Origin of the sequence: Variovorax sp. LG9.2, assembly GCF_035018885.1 — a bacterium.
Lineage (GTDB): Bacteria > Pseudomonadota > Gammaproteobacteria > Burkholderiales > Burkholderiaceae_C > Variovorax.
On record NZ_JASJXB010000001.1, the window covers coordinates 344,350 to 368,585 of the forward strand.

Sequence of the window (24,236 nt, forward strand, 5' to 3'; positions counted from 1 at the left end):
TTATGTTCTTTGGGCATGAGCGCCCAAAGCGGCGCGCCCCTCAAATGGGCGTGACCACGCCGCGTCCGGCGAAATGCCCTTCGACGTTTTCCAGGAAGCGCTTAAACGACGCCTCGGTGGCCTCTGGCGACCAGCCCGCCAGATGCGGTGTGAGGATCAGGTTATCGAGCCCGATCAATGCTTCAGGACGCTTCGGTTCGCTTTCGTACACATCGATGCCGGCACCTCCGAGGCGGCCATCGCGCAGCGCCGTCGCGAGCGCCTCGGTGTCGACGATGCTGCCGCGGCCGATGTTGACCAGGAAGCCCTTCGGCCCCAGCGCGTCGAGCACTTCGGCATCGACGATGTGCTTCGTCGCCGCGCCGCCCGGTGCCGCGCAGACCAACATGTCGGACCATTCGGCCAGTGCTTTCAGGTTGTCGAAGTAGCGGTGCGGCGAGCCCTCTTTCGGCTTGCGGTTGTGATAGCCGATGGTCATGTCGAAGCCGGCGGCGCGTTTGGCGATCTTCTCGCCGATGGTGCCCATGCCGAGGATGCCGAGCCGCTTGCCCGACACGTTGGGCGGCTGCGGGATCGCCAGACGCCAGACGCCTTCGCGGCACAACCGGTCGAGCATGTGAAAGCCGCGCACCGCGCCGATCAGGAGCCCGAAGGCGTGGTCGGCGACGCAATCGTCGTTGGTGCCCTGGCCGTTGGCCAGCGCGATGCCCCGCGCACGCGCCGCGTCGACGTCGACCAGCTCGTAGCCCGCGCCCATGCAGCACACCACTTCGAGCGCCGGCATCGCGTTCATCTCGGCGGCCGTCAGCCCGAGCACGCCGATGGTGAGCACGGCGCGAAACTTCGGCCCGTGTGCCGCGATGGCGGCTGCGCGCTCTTCGTTCGTCGGCGCGTAGGTCAAGTCGTAAAGCTCGGCAATGCGACCCTGATGCTCGCTCGACAGCGTGTTGAGCGACAACACGGAAATCTTCTCGGACATTGTTGATTCAGCTCCTGGAAGGATGGCGAAAAATATTCAAAGCACCACCGGTGCCGCTTCGATCTTTTGCAAGGTCCACATCTGGGCGTACTTGCCCTTGCGCTCCAGCAAGTCGGCGTGCGTGCCGCGTTCGACGATGACACCGCTTTCGAGCACGAGGATCTCGTGCGCATCGACCACCGTCGACAAGCGATGCGCGATGACCAGCGTGGTCTTGTTCTGCGCAGCGCTTTTCAATTCGCTCTGGATCGCGCGCTCGTTGGCCGAATCGAGCGCCGAGGTGGCCTCGTCGAAGATCACGATCGGCGGGTTCTTGAGCAGCGTGCGTGCGATGGCCACACGCTGCTTTTCACCGCCCGACAACTTGAGCCCGCGCTCGCCCACCGGCGTGTCGTAGCCCTTCGGCGTGGCGACGATGAAGTCGTGAATGCGTGCGGCCCTGGCTGCCGCCTCGACCTCTTCGCGCGTCGAGCCCGGTCGACCGTAGGCAATGTTGTATTCGACGCTGTCATTGAAGAGCACCGTGTCTTGCGGCACGATGCCGATCGCCTGCCGCACGCTCGATTGCGTGACCTCGCGAATGTCTTCGCCGCCGATGCTGATGCGCCCTTGCTGCACGTCATAGAAGCGATAGAGCAGCCGCGCCAAGGTCGACTTGCCCGAGCCCGAAGGGCCGACGACGGCGACCGTCTTGCCGGCAGGGATCTCGAAGGTGACGTGCTTCAAGATGGGCCGCTCCGGCTCGTAGGCAAAGCTGACGTCTTCGAAACGGACGGTCGCGTCGCGCCCTGCCAACGGGCGCGAACCCGGAGAATCCTGGATCTCGCGGTCTTTCTCCATCAGCACGAACATCTTGTCGAGGTCGGTCAGGCTCTGCTTGATCTCGCGGTAGATCACGCCGAGAAAGTTGAGCGGAATGTAGAGCTGGATCATGAAGGCGTTGACCATCACCAGGTCGCCCAGCGTCATGCGCCCTTCGACCACGCCCGACGTCGCACGCCACAGCATCAGCACCAGGCTCACCGCGATCAGCAGTTGCTGGCCGGTGTTGAGCATCGACAGCGTGCGCTGGCTCTTGATCGCGGCCTTGCGGTAGCGGTCGAGACTGGCGTCGTAACGCCTGGCCTCGAACTCCTCGTTGTTGAAGTACTTGACCGTCTCGTAGTTGAGCAACGAATCGACCGCACGGCTTTGCGCGACCGAATCCAGCTCGTTCATCTGCTTGCGAAACTGCGTGCGCCACTCGGTCACCGTCACGGTGAAGCTGATGTAGATGACCAGCGCGACGCCGGTGATCCAGACGAAGAGCGAATCGAACTTGACGCCCAGGATGCTCAGCACCAGCACCAGTTCGATGATGGTCGGCACGATGCTGTAGAGCGACATCGAGATCAACGAGTGCACGCCACGCGTGCCGCGCTCGATGTCGCGCGTCATGCCGCCGGTCTGGCGCTCGAGGTGAAAGCGCAGGCTCAGCGCATGCAGATGCCGAAAGACCTCCAGCGAGATGCGACGCGCTGCACCTTCCGTTGCCTTGGCGAACACCAACTCGCGCAACTCACCGAACAGCGATGTCGAAAAGCGCAGCAGTCCGTACGCCAGCAAAAGGGAAATCGGCACGATCAGCAGCGCCTGCGCCATGTCGGGCTTCGGCGTCATGGTGTCGACCAAATTCTTCAGCAGCACCGGTACGCCGACGTTGGCGACCTTGGCGCCGATCATGAATGTCAGCGCGGCAATCACCCGCCATTTGTATTCCCAGAGGTACGGGAAGAGACGGCGCAGCGTGGCCCAGTCGGATCGGTCGCTGCGGGCGGGAGGGTGCCCGACCACGCCGGAGGCATCGGTAACCGGCATGGAAGGGGGGGGCATGGTTTCGCCGCTTCGACGCATGGGTGGACAATCGTGTTTGTAGTTATTGCCTCAGATTGTGCCCATGTCCGAATCTCCAAGTGCCAACGCGGTCGCCACCCTGAAGAGCCTGCCGCTCGACCAGGAACTGGTGCTCAAGGTCATCCCGATGCCAGCCGACGTCAACGCCAACGGCGACATCTTCGGCGGCTGGGTCATGGCCCAGTGCGACTTGGCCGGATCGGTGATTCCCGCGCGCTATTCCAAGGGGCGCATGGCCACCGTGGCGGTCAACGAATTCGTCTTCAAGCAGCCCGTGCGGCTTGGCGACATCCTGTCGTTCTATTCGAAGCTGGTGAAGATCGGCCGCACCTCGATCACGGTCACTGTCGAGGTGTTCGCCGAGCGGTTCACCGCGCAGGGCGACTATCTCAAGGTGACGCAGGCCACGTTCACTTATGTGGCGATCGACGACAACGGACGGCCCCGGGTGATCGAGCGGGACAACGCATGACCGCCACCACACCGCCCACCGCGTTGCTCCATGCGCGCGACTTCCCCACGCACTTCGAAACCGAACAGGCGCTCGAAGACTTCCTGGCCACACCATCGCGTGACCTGATCGACGACCTCGCCAAAGTCGACGGCGACCTGATCATCCTCGGCGTTGGCGGCAAGATGGGGCCGACGCTGGCACGGCTCGCGCGCAACGCGCTGCCACTTTCGCGCCGTGTGATCGCTGTCGCCCGCTTCAGCGAAACCGAGGTGCGCACGATGCTTGAAGCGCACGGTATCGAAACCATTGCCTGCGATCTGCTCGACGCCGTGGCCATCGCCGCGTTGCCCAAGTGCCCCAACGTGATCTTCATGGCCGGCCGCAAGTTCGGCGCCGACGCCAACAACCCGCTGACCTGGGCCATGAACACGCACGTTCCGGCTCTCGTCGCCGATGCCTTCAGGGCCTCGCGCATCGTGGCGTTCTCGACGGCGTGCGTGTACCCGTTCGTGCCGGTCATCGGGCAGGGCGCAGCGGAAGATCTGCCGCCGAATCCGCCCGGTGAATACGCCAACTCGTGCGTCGGGCGTGAGCGCATGTTCGAGTATTTTTCGCAAACGCATGGCACACCCGGCCGACTGCTCCGGCTCAGCTACGCCATCGACATGCGCTACGGCGTGCTGGCCGATGTGGCGCTCAAGGTGTGGCGCGGCGAGCCGGTGGACGTCACGATGGGCCACGTCAACGTGATCTGGCAGGGCGACGCTAACGCGCAGGCGTTGCGATGCCTCGCGGTCGCCACGGTGCCGACCTCGCCGATCAACGTGAGCGGGCCCGAGACGACTTCGATCCGCTGGCTTGCCGCCGAGTTCGGACGCCGCTTCGACAAGCCGGTGCAGATCAAGGGCGAAGAAGCGCCGACCGCCTGGCTCATGAACACCAGCGAAGCCGAGCGGCTCTTCGGCTACCCCAAGGTGCCGTTGTCGCAGCTCATCGGTTGGGTGGCCGACTGGATCGCACGCGAGCAACGCTTGTATGGCAAGCCGACCAAGTTCGAGGCGCGCGATGGCAAGTATTGAACGCCGATTCTTGGAGGTCGATCCATGCCGCTGAACCGATCCGATCTGCCCGCCGATGTACTCGCGCTTTTGGCGCAAGGCACGGTGATTCCCGCCCACCCGCTCGCGCTCGACGCGCAGCGCCAGTTCGACCGCCGTCGCCAGCGCGGACTCACGCGCTACTACGTCGATGCCGGTGCCGGTGGTCTTGCGGTAGGCGTGCACACCACGCAATTCAGCATTCGCGAGCGCGGCTTGTATGAACCCGTGTTGCGCGCGGCGATCGAAGACCAGCGCGCCTGGACCTCACGGCCGATGGCGATGGTGGCCGGCCTGTGCGGTGGCACGGCGCAGGCACGCGCCGAAGCGCAGACGGCCGTCGGTCTCGGCTACCACGCCGGCCTGCTGAGCCTGGCCGCACTGGCATCGTCGTCAGAAGACGAATTGATCGCGCATTGCGAGTCGGTGAGCCAGGAGATTCCGCTGGTCGGCTTCTATCTTCAGACTGCGGTCGGCGGGCCGATCTTGTCCAGCGACTTCTGGCGCCGCTTCGCTTCGATCCCCAATGTGCTGGCGATCAAGGTCGCGCCGTTCGATCGCTATCGCACGATCGACGTGGTGCGCGGCGTGGTCGATGCGCGGGCCGAAGACCGCGTGTTTCTCTACACCGGCAACGACGACCACATCGTGCTCGACCTGGCGTTGCCTTTCACGGCGATGCGCGACGGCGAGCCGGTGACGGTGCGGTTTCGCGGCGGGTTGCTAGGCCATTGGTCGGTGTGGACATCGAGTGCGGTCAAGCAGCTGGCGCGCATCAAGGCGGAGCTGGCAGCGAACGGCGGCATGCTCAGCCCCGACCTGCTGGCGCTCGACTCGCGTGTGACCGACAGCAACGCGGCGTTCTTCGACGTGCGCAACAACTTTGCGGGCTGCATTGCCGGCTGCCATGAAGTGCTGCGGCGTCAAGGCTTGCTTGAAGGCATCTGGTGCCTCGACTCCACAGAAGGGCTCGGTGCGGGCCAGGCCGAAGAAATCGACCGGGTCTACCGCCTGCATGGTGATCTGGGGGACGATGCCTTCGTGCGTGCCAACCTCGCGCGCTGGCTGGACTGAACAGCGCAGCGCCACGCCACATGGCGCAGGCGCCTCAGACGTTCGAGAAGTCCGGCTTGCGCTTTTCCATGAAGGCGGTGAACGCTTCCTTTGCCGCCGGCGAACGCATGGCCGTCGCGAAGCTCTTGCCCTCGACACCGATGCGCTCCTGGACGGCAGCCTGCTGAGACAGCTTGAGCAGGCGCTTGGTCTCGACCAGCGCTGTCAGCGGTTTGGCCGCCAGCTTGCGTGCCTGCGACTGCGCGATGCCGTTGCATTCCATCGGCGGAACGACACGGTTGACCAGCCCGACTTCGAGCGCGGCCTCGGCCATGAAAGGCTCGCCCAGCAGCAGCGCTTCGGCCGCGCGGTGGTAGCCGAACATCTGCGGCACCAGCATGCTCGACGCTGCTTCCGGCACCAGGCCGAGGTTGACGAAGGGCAGTGAAAACGCCGCGTTGTCACCCGCGTAGACCAGGTCGCAATGGAACAGCAATGTGGTGCCGATGCCGACGGCGGGGCCGCAGACGCTGGCGACCAGCGGCTTGGGGAACGCCGCGATCACACGCAGGAAACGAATCGCAGGCGAGTCGGCTTCGGTCTGCTGCGCCGGTGCGGCGGCGGCCGCCATGAAGTCGGCGATGTCGTTGCCGGCGCTGAAGATGGTCGGGTCGCCCTGGATCAGCACGGTGCGCACGGCGTTGTCGTCCGCCGCTTTTTCGAGCGCGGTGGCGAGCGTGTCGTACATCGCCCCGGTGATGGAGTTCTTGCGCGCGACGCGGTTGAAGGTGAGCGTCAAGACGCCGGCTTCGGTGTGGCTGAGGATGTGGGTCATGTCAGTGTTTCAATGGGGAATTGATTAGGGTCAGGCCAAGGCTTCGCGCACGAAATCCAGGCGGTCCTGGCCCCAGAACATGTCGTCGCCGACGAACATCGTCGGAGCGCCGAACACGCCTCGCGTCACGGCTTCTTGCGTCGTGGCCTTGAGCTGGTCTTTGGTCGCTTGTGCGTTGGCCAGCGCGACCAGTTCGGCCGCGTCGAAACCAGCGGCCTGCAACACGCCGCCCACCGTGGCGGGGTCGTTCATGTTCAGGCCGTCGACCCATATCGCCTGGAACACCGCGTCGGCATAGCTGGCGAAACGTTCGGGATGCTGCATCTGCATGCCGGTCGCACCGCGCATCAGCAGCAGCGTGTTGATGGGGAAGTGCGGGTTGTGCGCGAACGGCACGCCGTAGCGCTTGGCAAAGCGCTTCAGGTCGGCGTTCATGTACGGCCCTTTGGGCTTGATGTCGGCTGGCGAGTGATTGCCGGTGGCCTGGAACACGCCTCCCAACAGCATCGGCTTCCATACCAGCGTCGCGCCGGTGTCGGCCGCGATGTGCGGCAGCTGGGTTGCCGCGAGGTAAGCAGCCGGGCTGCCGAAGTCGAAGTAGAACTCGATGGTCTTGTCTGTCATGGTGTTTCCTCTTTTGCCGTTCGTTCCGACATTCTTGCCGTCATTCTTCGATCACTCTTTGTAGTAAACGATCTGGTTTGAAGTCACCAGTAGCGCACCGGTTTCTTCGCTCCAGAGTTCGGCCGTCTGATCGAAAAAGCCGTTGCGAAACTGCTGTGCGCTCGCGCGGCCCAGCAGATAGCCGGAGCCGACCTCGGCCAGTTGCGCTGCGCTGGTGTGGAAGTAGGTCGTGATCGACACCGTGCCGGCCGGCACGACCTTGGCGCGACGGAGCCAGACGCGCGGATAGAACATGTCGCTCATGGCCGTGAGCGATGCGAAATCGAGCGCGCGCGGTTGGGCGTCGCGCAGCCACAAAACAGTTTCGCTGTGCTCGCCGCTGCCGTCCCACATCGTCGGCACCGCACCGCTGACCGGGCGCATGTCGTACAGCTGAATCCACGCGACGCCTGCCGGGCCGATGCTCATGCGCGACACCTTGTCGGGCGGCGGCACGTCGGGCATGGGCAAATCGTTCTGACTCCAGGTCTCGCGCCGCACGGCGGTGACGACCGTCGCGGTGGTGTTCACTTGCGGTGTACCGTCGGCGTCGGGCTGGCTGATTTGCACCGTCCAGTGCTGCGTCGACCGATTGGTGCGCACCGCGATGGCTTGCACTTCGAACGGCCCAGCCGAGATGGCCGCTGCGAAGTTGACCGTCAACGCGATCGGCGAGCCCAACAGGTCCGGATGCTGGAGCACGGACTGCAGCACGAGCGCCGCGGTCATGCCGCCGAACGGGCCGACCATGTTCCAGTAATCCGGGCTGGTGGCGCCAGCGAACTGGCCAACGCGCAGATCGCTGTGCTTCAGCGCCAATGCCTTGTCGAAGGGGTGCTCTGTCATCGGTGTCCGTCTCTTCGTTGTTTTCGTTGTTTGCAGCGCCCGTCGTTTTCCGATGTGGCCGATGGCCTCGAGGCTCAGACTCTTTCGAAAATTCCTGCAGCGCCCTGCCCCATGCCCACGCACATCGTGACCATGCCGTATTTCAGATTCTTGCGCCGCAGCGCATGAACGACTGTCGCCGAACGGATAGCGCCCGTCGCGCCCAGCGGATGACCGAGCGCGATCGCGCCGCCCATCGGATTCACCTTGGTCGGATCGAGTCCGAGCGTGTTGATGACCGCGAGCGATTGCGCCGCGAAAGCTTCGTTCAGCTCGAACCAGTCGATGTCTTCGTGCTTCAGTCCGGCATATCGCAATGCAGCTGGGATCGCCTCGATCGGTCCGATGCCCATGATGTGCGGTGGCACGCCCTTGCTGGCGAAGCTGACGAAGCGCGCGAGCGGCGTCAGGTCATATTGCTTGCAGGCTTTTTCGCTGGCGAGGATGAGCGCGCCGGCGCCGTCGGAGGTCTGTGAGCTGTTGCCGGCCGTGACCGTGCCGCGGGCGGCGAACACGGTGCGCAGCTTGGCCAGGCCTTCGATCGACGTGTCAGGGCGCGCGCCTTCGTCGAGGCTGACGATGCGGCTGTTCGCGATCGACTCGCCGGTTTCAAGATCGGGCGCACGGTCGGTCACTTCGATCGGCGTGATCTCGTCGGCGAACTCCCCGGCCTTCTGCGCGGCCAGTGCCTTCTGGTGCGATGCGAGCGCGAACGCATCCTGCGCGTCGCGGCTCACCTTCCATTGCTGCGCGACCTTCTCTGCCGTCAGGCCCATGCCGTACGCGATGCCGACGTCGCCCTCGCGTTCGAAGATCGATGGCGACAGCGACGGCGCGTTGCCCATCATCGGCACCATGCTCATGCTCTCGACGCCGGCCGCGATCATCACGTCGGCCTCGCCCACGCGAATGCGGTCGGCCGCCATCTGCACCGCAGAGAGGCCCGACGCGCAAAAACGATTCACCGTGATGCCGCCGATGCTGTTCGGCAACCCTGCCAATACCGCGCCGATGCGCGCGATGTTCAAGCCTTGCTGCGACTCCGGAATGGCACAACCGCAGATGATGTCTTCGATGGCCTTAGGGTCGAGCCGCGGCACCTGCGCGAGTGCGGCGCGCAAGGTGGTCGCGAGCAGGTCGTCGGGGCGGTAGTTGCGGAAGAAACCACGGTGCGATTTGCCGATGGGCGTGCGCGTGGCGGAGACGATGTAGGCGTCCTGGAGTTGTTTCATGGCGTTGATTCCTTTGTATGGGTCCCCTCTCCCGCAAGCGGGAGAGGCATCAGATTTGTTCCCTCTCCCGCTTGCGGGAGAGGGGATTCGACAAGGACGTGCGCGCGGTCATGCTCTCTTGCTCAGTTCCGCACCGGCTTCCCGGTGCTCAGCATCCCCATGATCCGTTCCTGCGTCTTCGGATGGACGATCAGCGAGCAGAAGGCCTTGCGTTCCAGCGTCATCAGATACGCCTCGGTCACCAGTGAGCCGGCATCGATGTCGCCGCCCGTGACCACGCCGGCGATCAGGCTGGCGATATGGAAGTCGTGCGCGCTGATGAAGCCGCCGTCGCGCATGTTGACCAGCTGCCCCTTGATCGTCGCAGCGCCGCTTCGGCCGGCCACGCGGAATGTGCGGCGCAACGGCGCGCGGTAGCCGGCATCGGCCATCGCCTTCGTCTGCTGCAGCGCGACGTAGAGAAGCTCGTCCTTGTTCGGCACGATCACGTCGCTGTCGAGCAGGTAGCCGAGCTTCTTCGAATCGATCGCGCCGGTGCCGACCTTGGCCATCGCGGCGGCCGTGAAGCCTTCGGTCAGGAACGGCAGCAGGTCGCTGCCAGTCGATGCTTCGGCGCTCTCGGCCGCACGGCGCGCGATGTACGTCAGGCCACCGGCACCGGGGATGAGGCCTACGCCGACCTCGACCAGGCCGATGTAGCTTTCCATCGCGACGACACGCTTTGCGCAATACACCGCCAGCTCGCAACCGCCGCCCAGTGCCAGGCCGCGAACGGCCGAGACCACCGGCACGCTCGCATAGCGGATCTTCAGCATGACGTTTTGCAACTCGGCCTCTGCCCCTTCGACCGCGCCGATGCCGGCGACCACGAAGGCCGGCAGCATCGCCTGCAGATCGGCGCCGACCGAGAACATCTCGTCGGGCGACCAGATCACCAGGCCCTTGTATTCGGCTTCGGCCAGCTCGACCGCGGCGCCCAGCGCCTCCGCCACGTCGGGGCTGATGGCGTGCATCTTCGAGTGGATGCTCGCAATGAGCACGTCGCCATCGAGCGTCCATACCCGCACATCGCCTTCGTCGCTGATCGTGGTGCCGGCCTGGTTGGCGTCCACCGCGTTCGAACCCAGCACACTCTCGGGGAACAACTGGCGCGCATGCACCGGCAGCTTGCGTTGCGGCACGAACTGACCTTGCGACGCGCTCCACGAACCTTCGGGTGTGTGCACGCCGCCGGCCTTGGCAACGGCACCTTCGAACACCCACTTCGGCAGCGCCACCGTGCTCAGCGCCTTGCCGGCATCGATGTCTTCCTGAATCCACTTGGCGACTTGCAGCCATCCCGCCTCTTGCCACAGCTCGAACGGACCCTGCTTCATGCCGAAGCCCCATCGCATCGCGAAGTCGACATCGCGCGCGCTCTCGGCGATGGTCGCCAGATGCACCGCGGCGTAGTGAAAGCTGTCGCGCAAGATCGCCCACAGGAACTGGCCTTGCGGGCCCTCGCTTTCGCGCAGCAGCTTCAGCCGCTCCGCCGGCGGGCGTTTCAACATGCGGCCGTAGACCTCGTCCGCCTTCTCGCCGGAAGGCACGTAACCACCCTGGCCTTCATTGGCCTTCAGGTCGAAGCGCAGGATGTCGCGACCGACTTTCTTGAAGAAACCCGCTTTGGTCTTTTGCCCCAGGTTGCCCAAATCCAGCAACTTGGCGAGCACCGGCGGCGTCGTGAAGTTGGCATAGAACGGATCGCTCTCGGCGTTCAGGTTGTCCTGCAAGGTCTTGACCACGTGCGCCAAAGTGTCGAGGCCCACCACGTCGGCAGTGCGGAAGGTGCCCGAGCTGGCGCGGCCGAGTTTCTTGCCCGTCAGGTCGTCTACGATGTCCGGCGTGAGGCCGAACTTCTCGACTTCCTTCAACGTCGCCAGCATGCCGGCGATACCCACGCGATTCGCGATGAAGTTGGGCGTGTCGTGCGCCCGCACCACGCCCTTTCCGAGCGTACTGGTGACGAAAGTTTCAAGCTGGTCGAGCACCACGGGCTGCGTGGTCGGCGTGTTGATCAACTCGACCAGGAACATGTAGCGCGGCGGGTTGAAGAAGTGAATTCCGCAGAAGCGTGGCTTCAATTGTTCGGGCAACGCCTCGCTCAACTTGGTGATCGAGAGGCCCGAGGTGTTCGACGCCAGGATCGCGTGTTTGGCGACGTGCGGCGCGATCTTCTTGTACAGGTCGAGCTTCCAGTCCATGCGCTCGGCGATCGCTTCGATCACCAGGTCGCAATCGCCAAGCTTGGCCAGGTCGTCTTCGTAGTTGGCGATTTCAATCAACGCCGCATCGGCCACGTCGCCGAGCGGGGCCGGCTTGAGCTTCTTCAGGTTGTCGATGGCGCGCGTGACGATGCCGTTCTTAGACCCTTCTTTCGCGGCGAGGTCGAACAGCACGACCGGCACGCGCACGTTGACGAGGTGCGCCGCGATCTGCGCGCCCATGACGCCGGCACCGAGCACCGCGACTTTTTTTACATTGAATGTGGACATGATTTGTTCGGCGTGGGTCACTGGGCTCTCACCCATGTTTGCGTGCGCCAGAAGGGGCCGAGGTAGCCGCGCACTTCCAGCTTCCTGCCGCCGTCGATCGGCGTGAAGGCAGCGCGGTATTCCTTGCCGTTTTCAGGGTCGAGGATCTTGCCGCCTTCCCAGACGTCCTTGCCTTCGACCTTCTTGCCGCCGCGGATGATGTCGAGCCCGACGATGGGCTTGCCCTTGCGCTCATCGGTGCATTCGTCGCACACCGAATCGGCGGCCGCGTCCTTCTTGAGCGTCTTCTCGATGCGGCCGTCGAGTGCGCCTCGCGTCTCGACGATGCGGATCTCGGCGTGGACTTCGCCGGTCTTGTCGTCGACGTTGCGCCAGAGGCCGACAGGTGAGCTTTGTGCCAGCGCGGCGCTGGCGCCAGCGAGCAGCGCGAGGGTGACGAGCGCGGTCTTCATGCCAGCGCCGCGTCCGTGTCCATCAGCACCTTGCTGCCGGCCCGCGCGGTGCGCATCAGCGTCGCGGTCTCGGGGAACAGCTTGGCGAAGTAGAAGCGCGCCGTCTGCAGCTTGGCGACATAGAACGGGTCGGTGTTGCCAGCGGCGATCTCGCGCAACGCGACCTGCGCCATGCGCGCGAACAGATAGCCAAACACGAAGTGGCCGGCCACGCGCAAGTAGTCGACCGCAGCCGCACCCACTTCGTCGGGGTTCTGGAATCCCTTGAAGCCGATCTCCGTGGTGAACTTGGTGAGTTGCTCGCCCAGCATCGCAACCGGGGTGATGAACTCGCTCATCTTTTCGTTCACGCCTTCTTCGGCTACCAGCGCACCGACCAGCTTGCCGAACTTCTTGAGCGAAGCGCCATTGTTGCCAAGAATCTTGCGGCCCAGCAGATCCAGCGACTGGATCGTGTTGGTGCCTTCGTAGATCATGTTGATACGGTTGTCGCGCGTGAACTGCTCCATGCCCCACTCCGTGATGAAGCCATGGCCACCGAACACCTGCATGCACGCGTGGGTCGCGATGTGGCCGTTGTCGGTGATGAAGGCCTTGACGATGGGCGTGAGCAACGCGACCAGTTCGCCCGAGTCCTTGCGCACCTTCTCATCCGGATGGTCGTGTTCCTTGTCGAGCAGCAGGGTGCAGAAGATCTGCAGCGCGCGACCGCCTTCTGCGTAGGCCTTGGCGGTGAGCAGCATCTTGCGCACGTCGGGGTGCACGATGATCGGATCGGCTTCCTTGTCCTTTGCCTTCGGGCCGGTCAGCGAGCGCATCTGGACGCGGTCCTTGGCGTAAGCCAATGCATTTTGGTACGCCACTTCGGTCAGTCCGAGCGACTGATTGCCGACGCCGAGCCGCGCCGCGTTCATCATCACGAACATGGCAGCGAGCCCCTTGTGCGGCTGCCCCACCAGCGAGCCGATGGCGCCGTCGATCACGATCTGCGCGGTCGCGTTGCCATGAATTCCCATCTTGTGTTCGAGCCCGCCGCAATAGATCGGGTTGCGCTCGCCGAGAGAACCGTCGGCGTTGACGTGGTACTTGGGCACCGCGAACAGGCTGATGCCCTTGCTGCCCTTCGGCGCATCCGGCAGTCGCGCGAGCACCAGGTGAATGATGTTGGGCGCCATGTCGTGCTCGCCGGCGGAGATGAAGATCTTGTTGCCGGTGAGCTTGTAGGTGCCATCCACCTGCGGCTCGGCCCTGGTGCGCAGCATGCCGAGGTCGGTGCCGCACTGCGGTTCGGTCAGGCACATGGTGCCGGTCCACTCGCCGCTGGTGAGCTTGGGCAGGTAGGTCTTCTTTTGCTCTTCGGTGCCGTGCGCGACCAATGCTTCGTACGCGCCGTGCGAGAGGCCCGGGTACATCGTCCACGCCTGGTTGGCGCTGTTCATCATTTCGAAAGTGCACTGGCTCACCACGAAAGGCAGACCCTGACCGCCGAATGCCGGGTCGCACGACAGCGCCGGCCAGCCGCCTTCGACGTACTTGGCGTACGCCTCCTTGAAGCCCTTGGGCGTGGTCACTTCATGCGTCGTCCGGTCGAGCACGCAACCCTCCTGGTCGCCGGTGATATTGAGCGGGAAGATGACTTCGGACGCGAACTTGCCGGCCTCTTCGATCACGGCGTTGATGGTGTCAGCGTCGGTGTCGGCATGGGCCGGCAAGGCCTTGAGCTCGTCGGCAACGTGAAAGACTTCATGCAGCACGAATTGCATGTCACGCAGCGGCGGGTTGTAGATCGGCATGGGGAAAATGCTCCTGGGCAGTTCGAAGAGAAGAAAAAAGAAAGCGAAAAGACGGGGCGACTCAGCGCACGCGCTTGAGCGGCGGTTTGGCGGCAGCCGGGCGCGGTGCTGCCGGCGTCGCACAGCGCTCGAGCAGGTTGTCGAAGCCGCGACGGGCCCGCTCGATCGAGCCGGGCACGCGCAGAAAGCGCGCTTCGTAGTGGAGGGCGAGGATCAGGCCGTGGATTTCGAAAGCGATCTGCCGCGCGTCGGCGTCGGCCGCCAGGTGCGCTTCGTCCTGTGACTGCACGATGGCGCGCAGCACCGCGGCCTGCCAGATGCTGACCGACTCGACCAGCGCATCGCGCACGGGGCCGGGGCGGTCGTCGAACTCGGTCGCGCCGCTGATGTAGATGCAGCCGGAGTCGATTTCTTCCGACGTGCGCTTCATCCAGTTGTCGAACATGGCACGCAGCCGCGGTAGCCCGCGGGCAACGGAAAGCGCGGCGTAGAACACTTCCTGCTCGAAACGCGCGTGGTACTCGCGCACCACCGAAATCTGCAGTTCCTCACGCGAGCCGAAATGGGCGAACACGCCCGACTTGCTCATCTTCGTGATCTCGGCCACGGCGCCGATCGACAGGCCTTCCAGGCCAATCTGCTGCGCCAGGTTGAGCGCGGCGTCGACGATCACGGCCTTGGTCTGCTGCCCCTTCTGGGCCGCGCGGGCGTTTTTGGCGGGAACGGCATCGAGGGACATGGGTGGTACAAAATAAAACGAACGGTCGTTCTATTTTGCACGCATTGACTCCACGCCGACCAAAGTCCGACGGTCACGAAAGGTTAATCAGAAGCCTGTGCGGGGACGCTCAGCCGAGCGTCATTCGTACTTCTGTCCGTTCCGAATCAGCTCCGGCGTGCCGATAACTTCGTTCAGCCCGTCGAAATCCAGCATGCGATCGCGCCACGGCTGCGTGGTGCGATGGGCCTGCAGGCTGCCGTAGTAGCCCTGCAGCGTATGCACGACGGCGCGCGCGGTGCCGCCCGGAAAGATCGCGATACGAAAGCCGTGCGCCTGCAATGCATCGGCGTCGTGAATCGGCGTCTTGCCGCCTTCGACCATGTTCGCCAGCAGCGGCACGCGATGCGCGAAGCGGCTGCAGGCCGCGTCCATCTGCTCGGGCGAGCGCAGCGCCTCGATGAACAGCGCGTCCACGCCGGTCGCCAGATAGGCCTCGGCGCGGTCGAGCGCCGCGTCCAATCCTTCGACGGCCGCAGCATCGGTGCGCGCGAGGATCAGCGTGTCTGCGGAAGTGCGCGCGTCGAGTGCCGCCTGCAGCTTGCCGACCATCTCGCGCACCGGCACCACGGTCTTGCCGTCGAGGTGGCCGCAGCGCTTGGGAAAGGTCTGGTCTTCGATCTGGACCATCGCGGCGCCCGCGCGCTCGAAGCCGCGCACCGTGCGCTGGGTGTTGAGCGCGTTGCCGAAGCCGGTGTCGGCATCGACGATGACCGGCAGTCGCACCCGCTCGGTGATGCGCGAGAGCGTGTCCTCGACCTCGGTGAAAGTGGTGAGGCCGATGTCGGAACGACCGAGCCGCGTGTAGGCGATCGAGGCGCCCGAAAGATACAGCGCCTCGAAGCCTGCCTGCTCCGCCACCAGCGCGCTGAGGGCGTCGTAGACGCCGGGCGCGAGCACGATGTCGTTACGCGCCAGCCGGGTCTTCAAAGTTTCATTCGCCATTCGATTCCTTCGGGTTGCCGATGAGCTTGGCCGCCGTGGTTGCAGTCGCTGCAGTCGCTGCGGCAAGGTAGCCACCCGCCACCGCGCTCAGCAAGCCGTTGCCGGAGAGATAGCCCCACACCGCATTGCCCGACACACCGCCGGCCGCACCGCCCGCGGCCAGCAGATTGGGCAGCACGCTGCCGTCTTGGCGCAGCACGCGCATGTCGGGTGCGACATCGAGCCCGCCCTGCGTATGGAACAGCGCACCCGTGACCTTCACCGCGAAGTACGGCGCCACGAGCGCGCGCGAAAAGCTGCGGCCATCGGGCTGCGCTGACGCGTGCCCCCTGTCCATGCCCATGCCAATGCCCATGCCCATGACATCGAGCGTGGCTTGCAAAACGACCTCGTCGCAACCGATGCACGCGGCCAGTTGCGCCACGGATTCGCAGCGGCGCAACGCACCCGCTGCCTCCGCTTCGCAGAAGTCCGGAAAGCCCCGCGCCAGCGCGAGCAGCGGCGCGTCGAACACGTTCCAGGCGATGCCATCCGGCTGCGCCAGCACCTGCACCGCGGCCTCGGAGTAGCCCCGCGTTTCGTCGTGAAAGCGCCGGCCTTCGCGGTTCACCTGGATGCCGCCTTCCATCATCACGGCCCAGGTCATCAGTGCCCCCTGCGGCGTCACCCAGGAGCCGTGGCCCTGGTAGCCGCCGAGGTCACGCGACCGGGCACCCAACGCTTCGCCCCAAAGAACGGCACTGCCGTCGTTGCCGGCATGGCCACCGAAGGTCGCATCCGCCATCTCGGGCAGCAGCATGCGCACCATCTCCGCATTGCCGCCAAAGCCGTTGCAGGCCAGCAGCAGCACATCGCACGCCAGTCGTTCTTCACGGCCATCGGGGCGCCGGTAGCCGACGCCGATGACGCGGTCTTCCTCATCGAGCCACAGCGTGTCGACCAGCGCCTGTGTGAGCACCGGAATGCCCGCCGCTTCCACCGCGGCCTGCAACCGCGCCATCAATGCCGCGCCGGTCTTCTGCGGCAGCGCGTGCATGCGGTGCCGGCTGTGGCCGGGATAGAGAAAGCCATCGAGCACGATCCAGTCGAATCCGTGCCGCTCTTGCAGCGCGTCGAGCGCGGGGCCGATCGCTTGCGCGTACGCCTGCACCAGCGCAGGGGCTGCATCGCCATGCGCCTTGGCCTGGATGTCGGCGGCAAAGCGATCGGCGCTGTCGTCGACGATGCCCTGCGCCCGCTGCGCGCGCGTGTCCGGCGCGGGGATGAAGCCCGACGACAGCGCGGTCGAGCCGCTCGGCACTGCGTCGCGTTCGAGCACCACGCAGTCGATGCCGGCGTCGTGCAGCATCAGCGCCGCGGTGAGGCCGCAAGCGCCGGCGCCGACGATGGCGACCGAGGTTTGCACCTCTGCATCGATTCGGTTGGCGCGGCGTATCTCGCGCTTCAAGGCAAAGGTCGATTCCGTCGCGGTCATGCCAACGCGCCCACGAAGCCCGCGCAGTCAGTGACCTCCGCCACGTTGCGCATGTCGGCCAGCGATATTTGATGTCGCTCGTCGCCGAAAGCGGCGCAGCCATCGCCCAGCACCAGGGTGCGGTAGTCGCGCATGTGAGCGTCGCGCACCGTGCTGGCCACGCCGCCGTTGGTGACGATGCCGCAGACCGCCACCGTGTCGATGCCGGCGCGCCGCAGCACCCAGTCGAGCTGCGTGTTGAAGAAGGCCGAGTAGGCGACCTTGCTCACGGTCACATCGATCAGCCCGCCCAACGCATCGACGTTGGCCTGGCCCCAGCTGCCGGGCGCGAAGTCGCCCTGCTTCAGGTACGGGCGCAGCGCCATCAGGTGCGGCGAGATCATCGGCGCACCCGACGCATCGGGCCACAGCGTGAACTGGCTGGCGACGACGAGCCCGCCCGCAGCCTTCAGCGCGCGTGCGACTGCCGCGACCCGCTCGGGCAAGAGCAACGCCGGCGGGTTGGTGTCGCCGCCGCGTGCGTAGGCGCCCTTCGCATCGAGGAAGTCGTTTTGCAGGTCGATGATGACCAGCGCGGTCTTCAGCGCGACAAGGGTTGCGCCGGTGCTCATGACAGCCGCACCAGCAGGTTGCCGAAGGCATCGACCTCGGCGTGAAAACCAGGCTCGAGCCACACGGTGGTGTCGGCCTGCTCCAGGATCGCGGGCCCGTCGATGCGCGCGCCGACCGGCAAGTCCAGCCGCGCATAGCGTGTCGCGTCGTGCCATCGGCCTTGATGAAACACGCGCTGCGTTCCCAGCGGCGCGGTGCTGCCCGTGCCTTCAGGCGCCAGCACCGCCAGGTCGAACTTGGGCCGCACGCCGATGCGCGCGTAGCGCAGGTTCATGACGCGGATCGGGATGCCATCGAGCACGCGACCGAAGGCGACGGCGTACGCGGCCTCGAAGGCGCTGCGAATCGACTCGCGCGTCAACGTCGCCCCGCTGCCCTCAGGCAAGGTCACGGGCAAGGTGTGGGTCTGTCCCGCATAGAGCATGTCGAGCGCCACCACCTCGCGCACTGCATCGAAGCGGACGCCCGATGAGTCGAGCCGGGCCTGGCACGATGCCGCGAGCGTCGCGACACGCTGTCGCAGATCGTCGACGTCGACATCGGCCAGCGGCCGGTTGATGGTCTGCACCGCGTCGTGCCGCATGTCGGCGATCACGCAGCCCAATGCCGAGGTGACGCCGGGATAGCGCGGCACGATGCCGGTCGACACACCGACCTCGCGCATCATGGCGCACACATGCAGCGCGCCGCCGCCGCCGAACGGCATGTAGGCGAACTTGCGCGGATCGTGGCCGCGCTCGATAGACACCAGCCGGATCGCACCGGCCATGCGTGCATTGGCCACCGTGAGGATGGCTTCGGCCGCCGCATACACCTCGAGCCCGAGCGGCTGTGCCACATGCAGCTCGATCGCTTCGCGCGACTTCTCTGCATCGAGCGCTGCCAGCAAGCCACCACCGAGTGGACGATCGGCAGCGATGCGACCGAGCAGCACGTTGGCATCGGTGACGGTCGGGCGCATGTTGCCGCGGCCATAGCAGGCCGGGCCGGGCACGCTGCCGGCCGACTCGGGACCGACCTGCAGCATGCCGCTTGCATCGACCGAGGCGATCGAACCGCCACCCGCACCGATGGTTTCGATCTGGATCATCGGCGAGCGGATCACCATGCCGAACTCGATGGCGGTCTGCGCGGCCAGCGCCGCTTCGCCGTTGGCGACCAGCGAAACGTCGAACGAGGTGCCGCCCATGTCGCCGGTGATGGCGTCGGGGAAGCCGGCGGCGCGCGCGATGGCGGCGCATGCGATGACGCCCGCGGCCGGGCCGGAGAGCGCGGTGCGCACCGGCAGGTCGCTCGCGGTCTGGCGCGACATGACGCCGCCGTTGCTTTGCACCACCAGCAGTTCGCCGTCGAAGCCTTGTGCGCGCAGGTCCGACTCCAGTCGCGCGAGGTAGCTACCGACAACGGGCTGCAGCGCGGCATTGAGCGTGGCGGTCGAGCAGCGCTCGAACTCACGGATCTCGGGCAACACTTCGTGCGCCGATGTGACGTGCGCGTTGGGCCAAAGTTCGCGCACGGCGGCCACCGCCTGTTGCTCGTTCACCGGGTTGGCGTAGGTGTTGATGAAGAAGACACAGACCGCTTCGCAACCGGCTTCGAGCAGCGCACGGGTCTGCTGGCGCACCTGCTCCAGATCGACCGGCGTGTGCAGCGTGCCGTCGGCCAGCACGCGCTCGTCGACCTCCAGCCGCAGGTCGCGCGGGACCACCGGCAGGAAGGCGCCGCGCAGTCCCCAGGTTTGCGGCCGGTCGCGGCGGCGCATCTCCAGCACGTCGCGGAAACCGCGCGTCGTGATGATGCCGGTGCGCGCCACCTTGCGCTCCAGCAACGCGTTGGTGCCGACGGTCGTGCCGTGCACGATGGTGGCGATGGCCGCGGCCGAATCGGCCACGCGCGCCACGCCGTTCATGAAGCCGCGCGCTTCTTCGCCGCGGGTCGACGGCACCTTGACGATGCGCGCCGTGCCCTTCGCTTCGTCGAGCACGAAGAGGTCGGTGAAGGTGCCGCCGACATCGACGCCCACCACGAGTCCGGACGCCAGACCGTGCGCTGGGCCGGACGTGCTCTCTTTGTTGGTTTCCGTCATTTCACATAGCCCATTGCGTGGTCGTTCTTCTGCGCTTCTTCACTGCGTTCGGCGAATGGACCCCAGCCACCGCCGCCCGGTGTCTCGAGCCGCACGCGCTCGCCCTGCGCCAGCCGGATGCCGTGCATCTTCGACACCATCGGCGGCGTCTGCCACTCGCCGTCGTTCTCGTAGCGGAACACGTTGAGCGCGCCGCTTCCGCCGCCGGCGATGCCCTTGGGCGGCGAGCTTCCGCGCTCGCCGAACAGGTAGACCTCGGCATCTTTTTCGAGCAGCTCGATCTCGTAGACCGCGCCGAGCCCGCCGCGGTATTGGCCCTCGCCGCCCGAATCGGGTCGCAGCGACCATTCGGTGAAACGTACCGGGTATGCCGCCTCGAGGATTTCGAGCGGCGGGATGGTGGCGGTGGAGATCGGCGCGTTCGCGTGCGACAGCCCATCGCCTGCCGAGTGGCCACCATGGCCGCCGCCGAAGAAGCTGAACAGCACCCAGCGCTGACCCTTGCGCGCTGCATCGGTGCGATGCCCGGCGATCGACAGCGCGTTGATGGTGCCGTAGGCATGCGCCACCGCGCGTTGCGGATCGGCCTGTGCGGCGGCGCTGAAGATCACGTCGATCATGCGCAGGATGGTCTCGGTGTAGCCGCCGACCGGACGCGGCCGCTCGCAGGTGATCACCAGCTTGTCGGGCATGACGAAGTCGACCGCGTCGAGCACGCCGGCGTTGGCCGGCACGTCCGGGAACAGGTGCTTGAGCGCGACATAGCAGGCCGCCACCGACGTAGCGCGCGAAATGTTGACCGGCCCCGCGCACTGCGGCGAGGTGCGCGAGAAGTCGAGCGTGAGCCGGTCGCCCGCCACCGTCATGTCGAGCGCGATGGTCAGCGGCTCGTTCACGATGCCGTCGTTGTCGAGCAGGTCCTCGAAGCTGTAGCGGCCGTCGGGCAACGAAGCGATGTGCGAGCGCATCAGCTTGAGCGCCCGGCTGCGCAGCTCGCCCATGGCTTGCAGCACGGTGGCGTCGCCGTATTCGTCGAGCAGGCCGTCGAGGCGACGCGTGCCGAGCTGCAGCGCGGCGAGCTGGCCGTTCAGGTCGCCCCAGAGGCTGTCCGGCAGGCGCGTGTTCGCGCGCAGGATGGCGAGCACGTCGGGGTCGAGCACGCCGTTGCGCACGATGCGCACCGGCGGGATCTGCACCGCCTCCTGCCAGCATTCGGTGGCGGCCGGGTTGTAGTTGCCGGGCACTGCGCCGCCGACGTCGTGCCAGTGCGCGGCCGAGGCCATGTAGCAGTACAGCTTGCCGCTGCGGAAGAACGGCTTCACCAGCTTGAAGTCGTTGGCGTGCGTGCCGCCGTCGTACGGATCGTTGCTGATCCAGATGTCGCCGCCCTGCATGCCGCCACGCGGCTCGGCGGCGCTGGCGGTGGCGCGCACCGCGAAAGCCATCGCGCCGACGAACACCGGCAGGCCCGACTTGCCCTGCACCAGCGTGTCGCCGGTGGTCGCATCGTAGAGGCCGTGGCAGGCGTCGTGCGCCTCGGCAATGATGGGATTGAAGGCGCTGCGATACAGCGTTGCGTCCATCTCGTCGGCCACCTGTTCGAGGCGGCCGCGCAGCACGGCGAGCGTGACGGGGTCGAGCACGGCAGGCGCCGCAAGGGTTGTGTTGTCAGGCATCGAGGGGTTCCTTGCCAGCACGCTGGCGTAACTGATTCATCAAGCCGCCGGCTCGCACCATGTCGACCAGAAAGCCGGGAATGGCCTCGCAGACGAGGCGCGCGCCGTCGGGGTCGATCACGGCGGGTTCCATCAGATCGAGGAAGATGCGATCGCCATCCTTCAACGTCTCGGCTTCGGCGCAGGTGAGCAGCAGCAGGCCGACGTTGAATGCGTTGCGAAAGTACAGCCCGCTGTACGAAGGCGCGATCACCGCGGCCACGCCCAGGTGCACCAGCGCTGCGGCGGCTTGCTCACGAGAGGAGCCGATGCCGAAGTTGGGTCCGGCCACGATCACGTCGCCAGGCTGCACTTCGCGTGCGAACTCGGGGCGCACGGTTTCGAGGCAGTAGGTCGCGATGACGTCGATGCCGTGCTTCATCGCATGGCCTGGTGCGAGCAGGTCGGTGTCGATGTCGGCGCCGAGGCGCCAGACCTTGTGCAGCGATCGCGGTGTCTGCGGTGTCTGCAGCGCTTGCAACGTCATGCCAGCACCTCGCGCGGGTCGGTCACGCGGCCACGCAAGGCCGCAGCCGCCACGGTGTACGGCGAACCCAGGTAGACCTGTGCACTCGGCGAGCCCATGCGCCCCTTGAAGTTGCGGGCGGTGGTCGACATCACCGTGATGTCGTCGCCCATCGGATCGCCGTAGCCGGCGCAGGCGCCGCACGCGGTTGGGAACAATTCGGCGCCAGCGTCCATCAACGTCTGCAGCACGCCTTCGTCGCGCGCCAGTTCCTGGTCGCGAAGGCTGGCGGGTGCCACGATCAGCCGAATGCCCGTGGCCACCTTGTGGCCGCGCAATACCTCGGCCGCGGCACGCAGGTCTTCCAGCTTGGCGCCGGTGCAGGCGCCGATGTAGGCCACGTCGATAGGCGTGCCCGCGTAGTGGCTCACGCCCAGCGAGTTGGCCGGGCTGTGCGGTGCGGCCACATGCGGCTCGAGCGTCGCGGCATCGAAGCGGTGCTGGGTGAGCACCGCGTCCGCGTCGGTGAACCACGGCGTCGGGTCGACCGGCGGTGCGCCGGCTTCTGCCAGAAACGCTGCGGTGGTCGCGTCGGGCGCGATCAAGCCCGCTTGCGCACCGAGCTCGGCGCTCATGTTGGAAAGCGTCATCCGTTCCTGCATCGACAACGCCGCGACCGCCGGCCCGGCGAACTCGACCGCCTGGTAGCGACCGCCGTTCATGCCGAAGCGGCCGAGCATGTGCAGCATCATGTCCTTGGCGGTCACCCCGCGCGGCAGCGCGCCGTCCCACCACATGCGGATGGTCTCGGGCACGCGCAGCCAGATCTCGCCCATGACCACCACGCCCAACATCTCCGTGCTGCCGACACCGAACATGTAGGCGCCGAAAGCGCCGCCGGTCGGCGAGTGCGAATCGCCGCCGACGCACAGCATGCCGGGGCGGATGTGGCCGTGCTGCGGCACCACCACATGGCAGATGCCCATGCTGTCGTAGACGTGCGGCAGGTCTTGCTCACGCGCCCAGTCGCGCGCGATGCGCACGATGCGGCGCGAGTCGTCGTCGCGCTCGGGCACGTAGTGGTCCATCACCAATACGACGCGCGACTTGTCCCATATCTGCGCACCCAGTTCTTCCAACATCGGCTGCAACCTGCGCGGGCCCGACGAGTCGTGGAACATAGCCATGTCGACCTTGCAGGTGACGATCTCGCCGACCGCAACGCGCTCGCGACCGCAGGCGTGCGCGATCAGCTTCTGCGCCAGCGTCTGGCCGGCCGCCGTACGGGTGGCGGTTGCGCCGGTAGTGGCAATGCTCGTCATTCGGGCTTGGCTCCGGAGAACTTCACCACCTTGCCCCAGCGCGCGATCTCGCTGTCGACGAAGGCCGAGAACTGCGCGGGCGAATTGCCGACGGCCGTCGCGCCTTCGGTGTCGAGGCGCTTGCGCATCTCGGGCTGGACGATGGCCTTGCGCGCCGCGTCGCCGAGACGGCCGGCCAGTTCGGGCGGCATGCGGCCGGGGCCGAACAGGCCGAACCAGGCACTCGACTCGTAACCCGGCAGCACCTCGGCGATCGCAGGAACGTCGGGAAACTCGGATAACCGCTTGGCGCTGGTGACGCCCAGCGCCTTCAGCTTGCCGGCCTTGATGTGCGCCTGCACGTTGCCGATGGCGGCGAACATCAGCTGCACCTGGCCGGCCAACACGTCTTGCACGGCCGGTGCGGTGCCGCGGTACGGGATGTTCACGATGAACACGCCCGACTGCATCTTGAAGGCCTCGCCCGCCATGTGCAGCGACGAGCCCAGCGCACCGATCGCGAAGTTGAGCTGGCCGGGCTTGGCCTTGGCCAGCGCGATCAATTCGCGCACATCCTTGGCCGGCACCGACGGATGCGCGACCAGAATCGACGGCGAGGTCGCGACGCAGGTGAGCGGCGTGAAGTCCTTGACCGGGTCGAACGGCAGGCTCGGATAGAGCGTCGCGTTGATCGCGTGACTGGTGAAGCTCATCAGCAGCGTGTTGCCATCGGGCGGCGACTTGGCCACCGCGTCGGCTGCGATGTTGCCCCCGGCGCCCGGCTTGTTCTCGACCACCACCACGCGGCCCAGCAGCGGTCCCATGCTGACGGCGAGAGAGCGCGCGAGCGTGTCGGTCGAGCCGCCTGCGGGGGCGCCGACGAGGATGCGGAGGGGCACGCCACCGATCTGGGCGCGCGCTGTGCCGGCCGCCATCGCGGCAGAAGCCAAGAGCAGGTCACGACGTTTCATCACTTTTTTGTCTCCAGC

The 24,236-nt window shown here is 66.1% G+C and carries 21 protein-coding genes; 3 read left to right on the forward strand and 18 right to left on the reverse strand.

Annotated elements, in window-relative coordinates; translation table 11 throughout:
- Positions 1-40 precede the first annotated feature (40 nt).
- Together QN413_RS01550 and QN413_RS01555 are read right to left on the reverse strand one after the other, a co-directional pair.
- Positions 41-979 (reverse strand): 2-hydroxyacid dehydrogenase, encoded by a 939-nt coding sequence (locus QN413_RS01550; RefSeq protein WP_323494912.1) that lies wholly within the window; start codon positions 977-979, stop codon positions 41-43.
- Between the two features lie 36 nt (positions 980-1,015).
- The gene (locus QN413_RS01555; protein ID WP_323494913.1) at positions 1,016-2,872 is read right to left on the reverse strand and encodes an ABC transporter ATP-binding protein/permease; all 1,857 of its coding nucleotides are present in this window, start codon (positions 2,870-2,872) and stop codon (positions 1,016-1,018) included.
- A 43-nt stretch (positions 2,873-2,915) separates the two neighbouring features.
- On the opposite strand from QN413_RS01555, the gene QN413_RS01560 reads away from it, so the two are divergent.
- Genes QN413_RS01560 through QN413_RS01570 form a run of 3 tightly spaced genes read left to right on the forward strand, consistent with a single transcriptional unit; the run spans position 2,916 to position 5,497 of the window.
- Positions 2,916-3,344 (forward strand): acyl-CoA thioesterase, encoded by a 429-nt coding sequence (locus tag QN413_RS01560; protein WP_323494914.1) that lies wholly within the window; start codon positions 2,916-2,918, stop codon positions 3,342-3,344.
- On the forward strand, positions 3,341-4,405 hold the full coding sequence (locus QN413_RS01565; RefSeq protein ID WP_323494915.1) for an NAD(P)-dependent oxidoreductase: 1,065 nt from the start codon (positions 3,341-3,343) through the stop codon (positions 4,403-4,405). The genes QN413_RS01560 and QN413_RS01565 overlap by 4 nt, the downstream gene beginning before the upstream one ends.
- A 24-nt stretch (positions 4,406-4,429) precedes the next feature.
- Complete coding sequence (locus QN413_RS01570; RefSeq protein ID WP_323494916.1) at positions 4,430-5,497, forward strand: dihydrodipicolinate synthase family protein; 1,068 nt, start codon at positions 4,430-4,432, stop codon at positions 5,495-5,497.
- A 34-nt stretch (positions 5,498-5,531) separates the two neighbouring features.
- On the opposite strand, the gene QN413_RS01575 is transcribed toward QN413_RS01570, so the two are convergent.
- From QN413_RS01575 to QN413_RS01650, 16 genes are all read right to left on the reverse strand, one after another.
- Positions 5,532-6,311: an enoyl-CoA hydratase gene (locus QN413_RS01575; protein WP_323494917.1), complete on the reverse strand. Its 780-nt coding sequence runs from the start codon at positions 6,309-6,311 to the stop codon at positions 5,532-5,534.
- A 30-nt stretch (positions 6,312-6,341) separates the two neighbouring features.
- Positions 6,342-6,935: a 2-hydroxychromene-2-carboxylate isomerase gene (locus QN413_RS01580; protein ID WP_323494918.1), complete on the reverse strand. Its 594-nt coding sequence runs from the start codon at positions 6,933-6,935 to the stop codon at positions 6,342-6,344.
- A gap of 51 nt (positions 6,936-6,986) precedes the next feature.
- Positions 6,987-7,820: a thioesterase family protein gene (locus tag QN413_RS01585; RefSeq protein ID WP_323494919.1), complete on the reverse strand. Its 834-nt coding sequence runs from the start codon at positions 7,818-7,820 to the stop codon at positions 6,987-6,989.
- 74 nt (positions 7,821-7,894) lie between these two features.
- On the reverse strand, positions 7,895-9,091 hold the full coding sequence (locus QN413_RS01590) for an acetyl-CoA C-acyltransferase (RefSeq protein ID WP_323494920.1): 1,197 nt from the start codon (positions 9,089-9,091) through the stop codon (positions 7,895-7,897).
- Positions 9,092-9,213: 122 nt separating this feature from the next.
- Positions 9,214-11,625 carry a 3-hydroxyacyl-CoA dehydrogenase/enoyl-CoA hydratase family protein gene (locus tag QN413_RS01595; RefSeq protein WP_323494921.1) on the reverse strand — a complete coding sequence of 804 codons (2,412 nt, stop codon included), beginning with the start codon at positions 11,623-11,625 and terminating at the stop codon, positions 9,214-9,216.
- A 17-nt stretch (positions 11,626-11,642) separates the two neighbouring features.
- Positions 11,643-12,077 (reverse strand): DUF2147 domain-containing protein, encoded by a 435-nt coding sequence (locus QN413_RS01600; RefSeq protein WP_323494922.1) that lies wholly within the window; start codon positions 12,075-12,077, stop codon positions 11,643-11,645.
- Positions 12,074-13,870 carry an acyl-CoA dehydrogenase C-terminal domain-containing protein gene (locus QN413_RS01605; protein WP_323494923.1) on the reverse strand — a complete coding sequence of 599 codons (1,797 nt, stop codon included), beginning with the start codon at positions 13,868-13,870 and terminating at the stop codon, positions 12,074-12,076. Before QN413_RS01605 ends, QN413_RS01600 begins: the two co-directional genes overlap by 4 nt.
- Before the next feature lie 61 nt (positions 13,871-13,931).
- Positions 13,932-14,609, reverse strand: a complete 678-nt coding sequence (locus QN413_RS01610; RefSeq protein ID WP_323494924.1) for a TetR/AcrR family transcriptional regulator — start codon at positions 14,607-14,609, stop codon at positions 13,932-13,934.
- Positions 14,610-14,729: 120 nt separating this feature from the next.
- Complete coding sequence (locus QN413_RS01615; protein WP_187054289.1) at positions 14,730-15,593, reverse strand: isocitrate lyase/PEP mutase family protein; 864 nt, start codon at positions 15,591-15,593, stop codon at positions 14,730-14,732.
- Positions 15,583-17,067 carry an FAD-dependent oxidoreductase gene (locus QN413_RS01620; RefSeq protein WP_323494925.1) on the reverse strand — a complete coding sequence of 495 codons (1,485 nt, stop codon included), beginning with the start codon at positions 17,065-17,067 and terminating at the stop codon, positions 15,583-15,585. The genes QN413_RS01615 and QN413_RS01620 overlap by 11 nt, the downstream gene beginning before the upstream one ends.
- Positions 17,064-17,678 (reverse strand): isochorismatase family cysteine hydrolase, encoded by a 615-nt coding sequence (locus QN413_RS01625; RefSeq protein WP_323494926.1) that lies wholly within the window; start codon positions 17,676-17,678, stop codon positions 17,064-17,066. The genes QN413_RS01620 and QN413_RS01625 overlap by 4 nt, the downstream gene beginning before the upstream one ends.
- The gene (locus QN413_RS01630) at positions 17,675-19,765 is read right to left on the reverse strand and encodes a hydantoinase/oxoprolinase family protein (RefSeq protein WP_323494927.1); all 2,091 of its coding nucleotides are present in this window, start codon (positions 19,763-19,765) and stop codon (positions 17,675-17,677) included. The genes QN413_RS01625 and QN413_RS01630 overlap by 4 nt, the downstream gene beginning before the upstream one ends.
- Entirely contained in the window at positions 19,762-21,441 is a 1,680-nt protein-coding gene (locus tag QN413_RS01635) for a hydantoinase B/oxoprolinase family protein (RefSeq protein ID WP_323494928.1), read from the reverse strand. Before QN413_RS01635 ends, QN413_RS01630 begins: the two co-directional genes overlap by 4 nt.
- Positions 21,434-21,967 carry a 3-isopropylmalate dehydratase gene (locus tag QN413_RS01640; RefSeq protein WP_323494929.1) on the reverse strand — a complete coding sequence of 178 codons (534 nt, stop codon included), beginning with the start codon at positions 21,965-21,967 and terminating at the stop codon, positions 21,434-21,436. The genes QN413_RS01635 and QN413_RS01640 overlap by 8 nt, the downstream gene beginning before the upstream one ends.
- Positions 21,964-23,268 carry a 3-isopropylmalate dehydratase large subunit gene (locus QN413_RS01645; RefSeq protein WP_323494930.1) on the reverse strand — a complete coding sequence of 435 codons (1,305 nt, stop codon included), beginning with the start codon at positions 23,266-23,268 and terminating at the stop codon, positions 21,964-21,966. The genes QN413_RS01640 and QN413_RS01645 overlap by 4 nt, the downstream gene beginning before the upstream one ends.
- Positions 23,265-24,218 carry a tripartite tricarboxylate transporter substrate binding protein gene (locus QN413_RS01650; protein ID WP_323494931.1) on the reverse strand — a complete coding sequence of 318 codons (954 nt, stop codon included), beginning with the start codon at positions 24,216-24,218 and terminating at the stop codon, positions 23,265-23,267. Before QN413_RS01650 ends, QN413_RS01645 begins: the two co-directional genes overlap by 4 nt.
- Between the last annotated feature and the right edge of the window lie 18 nt (positions 24,219-24,236).